We start from the raw sequence: 11253 nt of genomic DNA, 5'->3' as shown, positions 1-11253 counted from the left end.
TATAACACTGAGTTTACCGTGAAAATTAACTATCTTAAGCATTTGCGATCACCTCCGGTTAAGCGTACGCTATCGCTTCCTAAAAGATAGTTATAGTAAGTGTTCGACTATTTCCGGAGATGTCTATATTATATTTATATAGTTAAAGATGGGGAGATGGGGGGATGGGAGCATTTTTCTACCTGCTTGGTGCGTGTTCCCTCACAGGAGTCAGCATTCCCTTGCGTCATATCCCGCGACGACGCTAGTCACATCTGGTAGCGCACCAAGAGAAAAGAATGATTTGCGACCTGAAAAATGGTATTGAAGCAATTCCCATACGACTCGGTCCTCCTGACTTCCCCTCCCAGGAGGGGTTAGGGGTGGGTTGACTCCTAAGAAAGATCCTAGCTATTTGTAGCAAATATTTATTAATTTGGTATTACTTATATAACACAAACACCTTTAACTTAATATATAATATAAAGTCAAATTGACTTCTGGTTATAGGTGAGACACTATGAGATTTATATTAGGGATCGTTGCTGTTTTAATAATTTGGGTAATGCCAGCAAAAGCACAGATATCAAATACTCAAGTTCAGGCATTAGTTGAAGCACTCCGACTAGCGGCACCGCAAACAGGAACAGAAAATGATGGATTGTATAGCGACTGGCAAATTAAGCCAGATAATATTCCCAGGTGGTCGAGACTTTGCACTGGAGAGGAAATGACTGTAAAAGAGTTTGAAGCAAATACAACAAAAGCAAGGGAAATTTTGGGATGCGTAATGGAAGATATTTTGAAAGAGCAGTATGCTGCTAGTGGTAATGATGAGTCGTTAGCAGTGCGTCGAGCAGCAGCATGGTGGATGGCAGGAGATCCAAATCAATATAATCAAGGTGAGATTGGTAGCTATACTGATAAGGTTTTAGGTTTCTATAGAACCCATTTGAGATCTATTTAAAAAGAGATGGGGAGGTGGGGAGTATTTTTCAACCTGCTTGGTGCGCGTTCCCTCACAGGAGTCAGCATTCCCATGGCGAGGAAATCCGAAGAGTGCAGATCCGCTCTGCTTTTTATGTGGGCGTTAGCTTTAGCTCCTCTGTAAGAGGCTAGCCGTTAACGTAGTTATGCGCCAGCAAAACCCCGGGGTCTGACTGCTTGCGCCGTGGGACGGCGCGGGGTCGCATCCGCTTTTTCCCATATTCCTTCCCTCCATCTCCTAACTTCTGAGCAAAAATTTAATTGCGGACAAAGATACCAAATGGGTTCTATAAAGTGCTAACAAAATTTTCAAATGATGTTGGCGCGGAGACTAGGATTTAAAGCTAGATCGTCGGTGTTGGAGGCCAAAATGTTATCGTTACACCATCTCCACTCATAAAAGTTTTCATGTACAACAACTAATCAGCTCCAGCAAACAACTAAATAAAATAAAAATTAAAAAGCCGATAGCCAATAGCTAACTGCTAGTTGCTATAGTTGCAGTGGCAGGATTTGCACCTGCATCAACCAGGTTATGAGCCTGGGGCTTTACTGTTGCTTACTAAAGCTGAAAAACATGGACTATCCAAGACTTATATCTACAAAATGTCTATGTTTTTACGCCATTAATCTATGTTATTATTACATCTGTCTGCTAAGACCAGAGGATTTTAGCAACAATTATGGAGTGTTTGGCACTCGACTTTTCGTGTTTGACGAAAACCCGCCTAGGGAATCCTAAACTCAATGCGTTTGAGCGGAATATTAACCTTCGCATGCCAGTAGACTTATGGACAGGTGATCAGGAATTTCGCTCAACATCACCGATGAAGAGCGTGTCTAGGATTGTCTAGATTTTTAGAGGGTGAGAAGTTTAGGAGTAACTTTTTTACTTACTTCCTAAACCTTTTGGGACAACTATAGCGATCGCTCAATTAGTACAATTGGCCTTTTTAAGCATTAGCCATAACCTTCTAAGAGCAAGGCTAATTACTTTAAAAGGAATTAGAGTTTTGAAGCCTTTAGCTTTTTCTGTGTTTATAGCCTCCAGTAAATCTACATTTACATCCGATTCAGCAGCCAAAAGAAAACTTTTTTTAGCTTGAATTGCACCAATTTTAATTGCCTTAATTTGCAGAAGTGCAGGAATATTAGGAGTTTCAGCCATGGACTTCTCAATAAGCGCTATCGCCTCAATCTGCCTATCAAAATATTTAGTAATAGCTTGGACTTTGCTTAGACTTTTATCACTAGAATATTTAGCCAGCAACTCATCATATTTAGTCCCCAATTCCCTACCAACTAGAGTTGTCAGGCGATGCCGAGGATAAACAATACATTGCCGACACCATAGTAATAACTGACTCCTAGCTTCAGAACTACCAGAATTTCTAAAATATTGAACATCTCCAGATTGGTACTGGTCTTTAATAAATGACTCCAGAAACTATTGTGACGGTCGGCATGGTTACTACTATTTTTTCTGTGATAGGTTGTAGCTGGATTGTTTTTCGGTATATCGGTCGGATTGAAAATCAAATTAGAAAAAATGCTGTTGATATTAATAATTTAGGCAATTCAGTTCGACGTAAGAATAAAAATCTTCTCCAACACATGAATAGTCACTGCACTTATATTGGAGACATAGAGAGCTTTTTAGAAGAATATTTAAACTATCGACCTCACACCAAAATTTATGTTGCCGATGAAGATTGATAAAACTTTCAGAAAATTGCAATGTCCAGCGTGCGGAAGCACTAATATCAGAAAAGGACATCACGAATACTGGTGTCAAGATTGTGGTCATCACTGCCTACGGACAAAAACAGTGGGGATTCGCTTTGACAGATTAATTATAGATATTATGACTTTTGACTTTTGATTTTCAAATTTTGACTTTTTGAACAATAGTTGAGCTAAAGTAATATTCTGTTAAGTGGGATAAATTAAGGGCCTAGGGAGAAATTGTGTTAGATATTAGACAAATTCGAGAAAATCTGCAAACTGTACAAGAATTACTCAACCGTCGTGGAGACTACGACTTACAGCCAATTCTAGAATTGGATGAGCAACAGCGAGAACTGGAAACAGAGCGATCGCAACTCCAAGCTCGTAGTAACCAGATTGGTAAACAGGTAGGAGAAAAAATTAAATCAGGCAGTGACCCCAAGGGTGCCGAAGTTCAAGCTTTAAAGGATGAGGGAAATCAAATCAAAACCCAACTCAGCGAATTAGAACCCAGGGAAAAAGAGATAAAGGCCAAAATAGAAGCTTTGCTCCTACCTCTTCCTAATTTGCCTAGTGAGTCTACACCTTTAGGAAAAAGTGAAGCAGAAAATATCGAAGTCAAACGTTGGGGGGATGAATATATTCCCCAAAATCCAAAAATCATTCCCCACTATGAAATTGGGGAAAAACTAGGTATTCTCGACTTTGAACGAGGGGTAAAAATTGCTCAAAGTCGCTTTGTGGCATTAATGGGAGCAGGAGCAGCATTAGAACGTGCCATAATTCAATTTATGCTCAACCGCCATACTCAAGCTGGGTATGTTGAAGTTATGGCCCCATTATTGGCAAATAGTCAGTCTTTGACAGCTACAGGTCAACTGCCAAAATTTGCTGAGGATAGTTTTAAGTGTGAAGCAGACGATCTATGGTTAATACCTACCTCGGAAGTTTCAACGATGAATTTGTATCGGGATGAAATTTTGACTGCGGAACAACTACCTATTTATCATTGTGCTTATACTCCTTGTTTTCGTCGAGAAGCTGGTGCTTATGGCAAAGATACTAGGGGGTTAATTCGACTCCATCAATTTAATAAGGTCGAAATGGTAAAAATTGTGCATCCTGATCGCTCTGAAGAAGAACATCAAAAATTGGTGGCAGATGCAGAAGCTATTTTACAAGCACTAAAATTACCTTATCGAATTATAGAATTGTGTACTGGAGACTTAGGTTTTTCTGCGGCTAAATGTTATGACTTGGAGGTGTGGTTACCATCATCAGGAACATATCGAGAAATTTCTAGTTGTTCTAATGTGAAAGATTTTCAGGCACGTCGGGCAAATATTCGGTTTAAGGAAGGAAAGAAAAAAGGCACTCAGTATGTTCACGCTCTGAATGGGTCTGGTTTAGCAGTGGGACGAACTATGGCGGCTATTTTGGAAAATTATCAGCAGGTTGATGGTAGTGTGAAAATACCGGAAGTCTTGCAAGCTTTTATGGGACGTGAATTTTTATAATTGCGATCGGGTAGGGTGTGATTATACACTCCCTACTTTTAATACACTCACGAATTTTGTTGTTCAGGCGATCGTCAAGAGAAATCTAGTTTAGATCGCCAATACAGATAGATCCTTAAGGCTTAACACTATATAGTGTTTTTGCCTAAGTCCTGATTCTTCACTACCAAGGGTTATAGCCATTTTTAGGGCATTGACGTAATTTCCTTCTGCAGACAGACTCTCAGGCATTTTTTGATAGGACATTTTTCTTTTTCCTACAACCCAAATTTATTGTCCTAACAACAAGACGTAGTGTTATAGAAATATCAATTGGGACAAACTTTGATTCATCTAGCTCTCAACCCAGGATTATCTATCCATTTTAGATGTTATATTATCAGGACTTACGCAACTGCACCAATCATAGTGGTTATATCAGCAATAATGACTAAATTATACACTATATGTAGCGGTACTGCGCAATTCCTGATTATATGAAATACAAAAAATTGTGCAAATATACTAATCTCCCTATCTCCCCATCTACCTATCTGCCCATCTCCCCATCAATCTTTGCTAGCAAACATTAACGTATTTCATATTAGTCGGAAAATGCCTTATGGTGTACTATGTCATCTGAATGTTAGTTGTATTTAATCCAAAGTTACTAGAAATATAGTTCTAGAATCAGAGATAAAGAAAACAAATATAAAAAATATAAATTGTTAATATAAGGCCAAAAAACTACTATGAGACTTGATGAAGCAGTAGAATTTGCAGAAAACCCTGAACCCCGCTGTCCTTGTGTCCTACTATTGGATACCTCAGCATCAATGACAGGCAACGCTATTCAAGCTTTGAATGAGGGGTTAGAAACTTTTAGAAATAATTTAATTACCGATGACTTAGCTAAAAAACGAGTAGAGGTGGCAATTATTTCTTTTGACAACCAAATAAAAATTGTGCAAGAGTTTATCACTGCAGACCAATTTGAAAACCCGGTATTAACAGCCCAAGGACAAACTTACATGGGTACAGCTATTAACAAAGCGCTGGATATGATTGCAGCTCGGAAGTTAGAATATCGGAATAATGGCATAACTTACTATCGACCTTGGATTTTTTTGATTACTGATGGCGAACCTCAAGGTGAATCAGAAAAAGTTGTTAAGGAAGCAACAGAGCGCATTAGAGAAGAAGAAGATAACAAGCACGTTGCCTTTTTTGCAGTGGGTGTAGAAGGGGCAAATATGGATAAGCTTGGAGAAATTGCGCTCAGAACACCGCTAAAACTGAGAGGACTTGACTTTCGGGAAATGTTTATTTGGTTATCTGCCAGTATGCAGCAGGTTTCCCACTCTAAAGTTGACGAACAAGTGGCCCTGCCTCCTCCTGGATGGGGAACAGTTTAAAGAAGCACCTCAGCGGTCAGCTTTCAGCTTTCAGCTTTCAGCAGTCAGCAGATTTTTTTTGAGACACCCCCGTTTGCGGATAATTCCGGAACCGAAAGGAGATTTCGACTCCTCCTCAACCATCCGGATGATAAGATCCCGGGGATTTTTACCGAAAAATTGTGGTCTAAAGTCTCCCCTTTTAAAAGGATAAAAAAAAGAGCATATTCCTGATGTCAAGCCTCGTTATTGCAGAGGTACTGATAACTGATAACTGATAACTGATAACTGATAACTGATAACTGAAATAACTCAGAGCGATAAAAGCTGATAGCTCGTTAATTATAGAAGAAGGTGTTATAGCAATTAGTACCTAAAGCAGAACACCTAATATCTTGCACAAATGAAATAAGGAAAGTTACCAAAAGTTAGGTTATGTCAACAGAAGAACAAGGTCATTGGCGAGTGGTATCGGTGTCAGTGGCAGGTACGAGTCACAAAAAACGTGGACAACCATGTCAGGATGCAAATCATTGGGAGATTTTACCGGAAGGTATTTTAGTTGCAGCAGTTGCTGATGGCGCTGGTTCATCTAATTTTGGGGAGGTAGGGGCGAAAATAGCTGTCAGTGCTGCAGTAGAAACTATTTCTCAACAACATTTTTTGTCTAAAGATAATAATGTTGATTGGCAGTATCAATTAATTGATGCTTTGAGAGCCGCGAGAACAGCAGTTTTGGCTGAGTCTCAAGTGAGGAAGGTTGAAGCACGGGAGTTTGCTGCAACTTTGATTTTGGTGGTGGCGACATCAGAGTTTGCTATTGCTGCTCAGGTTGGAGATGGTGCGGCGGTAGTGGGAGATGGTGAAGAAAATATCTTTCCGCTGACTGCTCCTCAAAGTGGAGAATATATTAATGAGACAACTTTTTTGATTTCAGAGCAAGGTGTGGAAGCTGCTCAAATCAAGATTTGGCAAGGAAAGCCTTTTCATTTAGCAATTTTTTCCGATGGGTTACAAATGCTGGCTTTGAAGATGCCAAGAGGGTTGCCTCATTGTCCGTTTTTTGCACCATTGTTTAAGTTTATGACTGTGGTGACAGATGAACAAGAGGCGACTAAACAATTGGAAGAATTTTTGCGATCGCCTAAAGTTACAGGTAGAACTGATGACGATTTAACTTTGTTATTAGCGCAGTTTAACAAGGAACAGGAATAAATAATTGATAATTTATGGACTAGACAGTGTAAAGTTCTGGGAATAACTATTGCTAGTCAAGGGTTTCACGGACTCAATGTTAAAAATTATCCATTCACAACAGTAGATGCTGTAAGCCTTTCCCAGTAGAACTTTCAATCTTGAGAGCAAACCGTTTTTTACAGAACTTTGTATTCTCCAGTTTATGGATCATAATTGATTTTATTTTGGATTTGTGGAGATGTCTACTTAGATCAAATCTGCCAGCTATGGTTCCCGAGAAATTGGAGTGATATAATTCTCTGTATTGTCATATGGTTCATAGGGACTAAAGGCTGTTAGCTCCTAAAATTATCGCATCTTATTCCTTAAGAGTGAATAATACTAATGCTACCAGATTTGATGTTACCGAATAATTAAGGTTTAAAGCCTCTGATTTAAAGAATAAATAAAGAAAAAAATCATCTTCCCCAATCCTATCCTGCAAAACGGATAGGTAATAATTAATAATTAATTTTTGAATGTAATTCAAAACTTAAATTTATCACCCAAATAATACTGACGTACTAAAGGATTATTATAAAGTTCTTCTGCTGTTCCAGATGCCAATATTTGTCCATCGCGCATAATATAGGCTCGATCAGTAATTTCTAGAGTTTCTCTAACATTATGGTCGGTAATCAGGATGCCCATTTTTCGTTCTCTTAATTTGGCCACAATCTTTTGAATTTCAGAAACGGCAATTGGGTCTACTCCTGCAAATGGTTCATCTAAAAACAAAAATCTTAGTCCATCTTTGCTAGAGGCCAAGGCTCTTGCTAGTTCTGTTCGCCTCCGTTCTCCACCGGAAACTTGGGAACCTAAAGTAGAAGCAACTTTTTCTAAGCGAAACTCATACAATAGAGAATCTAAGAACTTTTTCCACTGGCGACGAGGAATTTTTGTTTGTTCCAAGACCAGGAGAATATTATCTCTAACACTGAGGTTGCGAAAAATACTTGGTTCCTGGGCTAGATAGCCAATACCCAGTTTTGCTCTCTTGTGAATTGGTAGAGTTGTGATATCTAACTCATTTAAAAAGACAGTGCCAAGGGAGGGTTTTTCTATACCTGTAGCGATATAGAATGTAGTGGTTTTACCTGCGCCATTAGGACCGAGTAGGCCAACAATTTCTCCTTGGGCAATGAATAGATTAACTCGGCTAACTATGGCACGTTTACCATAGTTTTTATGAATATTCTCAAGAACAATTTTCATATTTGGGTTAGAAGCCAGCTCTCAAAGATTAACTAAGGAATAAGAATTAAATAAAGTCCAGATTTTTTTAAAGCACTCACACAATAGGGAGCTTAAGCAATTCAACTTATGTAGATAATAAAATCCTCATTCCTAAGCTTTAGAAACAACAAATATCTTACCAATTCCAGGCTGCTTCAATATACACAAAATATTATTATTGTCAATCATATTATTACCTGTGCAAAATTCATTTAATACTTGGAGGTACGGAAAACCTTAACAGGAAAAAGAAAATATACCTGAGTATTTTGTAGATATATAGCAGTCGCCATTACTGTATTTGACTTATGAAATAGCTACAAACTTGGGAATAAAACTTCTTACTTTTTCCTTCTGCTATACAAACAATTTTGTTTGGTAGTTTGCTGTGTAAAGATTTCTAGAGTTTTCGGGAACAGAGAACAGATACAAAAAATCAGGCACACCACATTAATTTGTAATATGCGATAATTTTTAATTATATATAATATAGTTATGGGCTTATTGGACTTTTAAAGGCGGGTTTTGGATTGAATGGAGCAGTAACATTGCTTCCCCCATCTGCATCTTCACCTGTAGGCACTAAATATACAGATTCTACTTGCCCTTGAGACTGAGGTAGAACAATAAAGCGTCCTTCATCTATGAGATAGGTAACTGTTTCTCCACGAATTGTATTGCCTTCCTGTAGGATAAATACATCTCCACTGAGGACAATTCGACGTTCTCTACTAAAGTATTGAGCTTGAGCTGCTGTGGCTTGAATTTGGCGAGCTGGATAGTTAATTTGGACATTACCACGAGCTGTAACAACTCCTGTTCGAGAGTCTGCTTCTTGAATGTCGGAGCGAACAGTCATAGTGCGCCCTGAGGAGTTTTGATTATTTGGGGGTGGGTTAGGATTAATTTGGGCAGATGTAGGATATGTTACAGCATTTACAGCCAAAGGTATGATTAGGGCAAGTCCTTTTAAGATCAGTAATTTTGATATTTTTTTGTTTAGTATCATTTTTAATTTGGTGAAAGTTGTCAAGGATTCTATTGTCTTGACTCTTGGGTAAAAGTTAGGTACTTGTATTATTTTACAGGAAACTGAAGGGACTTATCTATATTTTGAAGATATTGTGGCATTAAAGGCAATCTTTTTCAACTCAAAAATTTGTTTCAACCTGTAGCAAAATTCACGGGCTACATTCCATTGTTCTCTTGGTATACTTTTCATTCTAATCATAAATTCTACTTCAGTTTGAGAAACACTATTGACACCTAAAACACTGGCAGAATCTAAAACTTTATCTCCCCACTCTGCATCATTTTTTAACTCATTAGCAACTTGTTTAACTAATTGTACTGCTTGGCTTAAATTAGAATCTAAATTAACTTTTATTCTTAAATCAATACTTGCCCAATCTTTCGTAAAATTATGAACTATAGAAATATTGCTATTAGGAATTGAACTTAAACGTCCTCCTACATCACGTAATTGTGTGACACGAAAACTCATATCTTCTACATAACCTATAGTATAATCTAGGTCAATCAAATCGCCAATTGCATACTGATCTTCTAGCAAAATTAAAATTCCACTGATGATATCTTTAACTAGATTATGACCACCCAAAGAAACTGTGAAACTAATAATACCTAAACCTAATAATACTATAGTTATAGAAACATTGAAATTTTGAAATATCCAAAGCATACCAATACAACCTAATGTAAACATCACAATTCCTTTCAATGTATGAGAAAAAGTAATTGCTTGTGGTATTTTTCTATGACCATAACTTTGATTTTCTAATCTTTTAAAACTATTTATAGCAAACCAGTTGACCATCACCGGACTACCTTTAATTGCTAAATAAGTACCAATTATAATAGTGAACACTATGACATGAGAAACTAAAAAAATCTGTAGCCAACGACTATGAGGAAAATTACCTAAAATCCAAATAATACCACTTAACCATAAAATCAAGTGACTTACTTGCAGAAAACTTCTAAAAAAAGAATTTTTATCTTGCTGTTGTTCCCATCTTAACTGTTGTTTTTGCCCTAAAGTTAACTCTGTTTTTGCTGTTGTTAATTCTTGATAATTTATAAATTCATCTACTTGTGGGCGAGATACTTTTAAATTTTCTATGTATTTTTGGATTTTTTGATACTTTTTTAAGCAGTGCTTTTGCCAAATTGATATGAGAAAGCTCAACAGAATCAAAGCTAATATTATTCCTAAAGAAATTAAAATTTGCCTCAATAAATAGTCTGGTTGTCGCTCTCTCTGCGCTCTAATTAAGGCATCCTTCATAAAACCAATAATCTGATTAGTTAAATCTTCTCTAGATATACCATGAATTTGAGCATCTAAATCTGTGATGGCAATCAGAAATTTATTTTTGAGTTGTTCTGCGTCTGAGGCAAATACTAAAGTCTGGTTTTCTCGGGTTTCAAGAGTTAATTTTAAAGTATCAGCATCAAAGCAATTTTTAATTGTTTGTTTGAGGTTATTTTCATACAGTCTAACTCTAATATTTAGGGGAGATGTATTACTATTTCCTTGGATTTCTTGTCCTGCTACTGCGGCTACTTTAAAAATTTCTCTGCCGTCAATTTTGATTGGTTTATAAACTATATTGCTGATAGGTGTTAATGATGGAACTTGAGTAATATTTTCAATATTATTATTCTGTAATGTTTCTGAAGTCTGGCCTAATGCTAAGAAAGTTTGATTAGTTATCAGAATAAAGGTGAAGAGGCTAACAATTATAACTGTGATGATTTTTGAGATTTTATAGCGATTAAAGAAGTTATTTTGCTTGATGAGTAGTTGTTTGAATGAAATAAATTTATAAATTTGCATAAGTCAATTCAGTTATAGTAATTTCATTTGAGTTGCGTAAAAAACCTGGTCGCTTTTAGGTAACAGGCAACAGGCAACAGGTAAGAAGGTTTGCTGGACTTTTTACTGTTAGTCAATAACCAATTCTTTTTAAAATCTCATTTGAAAACGCTATATCAGTTATCATTTAGCCTCAGAAAGAGGAGCTACGTTATCAAAATAATTGGGTTGTGCAAACCCCGCCTTTTAAGGCGAAATATTTTTAGAGGTTTGCTCAAATCCTCGTTACAAAAATAACTTTTGACTTCTGAATTCTGACTTCGTTAACAGTACCTCCTGCAATAGGGAGACGAGAAGA

At 37.1% G+C, this 11253-nt stretch carries 9 protein-coding genes and 1 tRNA gene; 5 read left to right on the top strand and 5 right to left on the bottom strand.

The window, feature by feature from the left end:
• Positions 1 to 499 precede the first annotated feature (499 nt).
• Positions 500 to 946, top strand: coding sequence for a hypothetical protein (locus tag F6K27_RS20195; RefSeq protein WP_124145177.1), 447 nt, complete (start codon positions 500 to 502; stop codon positions 944 to 946).
• A 525-nt stretch (positions 947 to 1471) separates the two neighbouring features.
• Here F6K27_RS20195 and F6K27_RS20190 read toward each other — a convergent pair.
• A tRNA-Met gene (locus F6K27_RS20190) sits at positions 1472 to 1536 on the bottom strand.
• 361 nt (positions 1537 to 1897) lie between these two features.
• Positions 1898 to 2257 carry a hypothetical protein gene (locus F6K27_RS20185; RefSeq protein WP_287278145.1) on the bottom strand — a complete coding sequence of 120 codons (360 nt, stop codon included), beginning with the start codon at positions 2255 to 2257 and terminating at the stop codon, positions 1898 to 1900.
• A gap of 143 nt (positions 2258 to 2400) precedes the next feature.
• Between F6K27_RS20185 and F6K27_RS20180 the strand changes: the two genes are divergently transcribed.
• From F6K27_RS20180 to F6K27_RS20165, 4 genes are all read left to right on the top strand, one after another.
• Positions 2401 to 2682 (top strand): hypothetical protein, encoded by a 282-nt coding sequence (locus F6K27_RS20180; RefSeq protein ID WP_287278144.1) that lies wholly within the window; start codon positions 2401 to 2403, stop codon positions 2680 to 2682.
• Positions 2683 to 2933: 251 nt separating this feature from the next.
• On the top strand, positions 2934 to 4211 hold the full coding sequence (gene serS / locus F6K27_RS20175) for a serine--tRNA ligase (RefSeq protein ID WP_287278142.1): 1278 nt from the start codon (positions 2934 to 2936) through the stop codon (positions 4209 to 4211).
• Positions 4212 to 4942: 731 nt separating this feature from the next.
• Positions 4943 to 5605, top strand: coding sequence for a VWA domain-containing protein (locus F6K27_RS20170; RefSeq protein ID WP_124145173.1), 663 nt, complete (start codon positions 4943 to 4945; stop codon positions 5603 to 5605).
• A gap of 414 nt (positions 5606 to 6019) precedes the next feature.
• Positions 6020 to 6799: a PP2C family serine/threonine-protein phosphatase gene (locus tag F6K27_RS20165; RefSeq protein WP_124145172.1), complete on the top strand. Its 780-nt coding sequence runs from the start codon at positions 6020 to 6022 to the stop codon at positions 6797 to 6799.
• Between the two features lie 507 nt (positions 6800 to 7306).
• Here F6K27_RS20165 and lptB read toward each other — a convergent pair.
• The 3 genes from lptB to F6K27_RS20150 all read right to left on the bottom strand — a co-directional run bounded on the left by lptB (position 7307) and on the right by F6K27_RS20150 (position 10916).
• The gene (gene lptB / locus F6K27_RS20160) at positions 7307 to 8035 is read right to left on the bottom strand and encodes an LPS export ABC transporter ATP-binding protein (RefSeq protein ID WP_124145171.1); all 729 of its coding nucleotides are present in this window, start codon (positions 8033 to 8035) and stop codon (positions 7307 to 7309) included.
• 514 nt (positions 8036 to 8549) lie between these two features.
• A complete protein-coding gene (locus F6K27_RS20155) occupies positions 8550 to 9065 on the bottom strand; it encodes an LptA/OstA family protein (protein WP_124145170.1) in 516 nt (171 codons plus the stop codon).
• A 93-nt stretch (positions 9066 to 9158) separates the two neighbouring features.
• Complete coding sequence (locus tag F6K27_RS20150) at positions 9159 to 10916, bottom strand: mechanosensitive ion channel family protein (RefSeq protein WP_124145169.1); 1758 nt, start codon at positions 10914 to 10916, stop codon at positions 9159 to 9161.
• Positions 10917 to 11253 lie beyond the last annotated feature (337 nt).

The organism is Okeania sp. SIO2F5 (assembly GCF_010692685.1).
GTDB lineage: Bacteria > Cyanobacteriota > Cyanobacteriia > Cyanobacteriales > Microcoleaceae > Okeania > Okeania hirsuta.
Note: the sequence above shows the minus strand (reverse complement) of the source record. Positions and strands in the feature narration are given on the sequence as shown.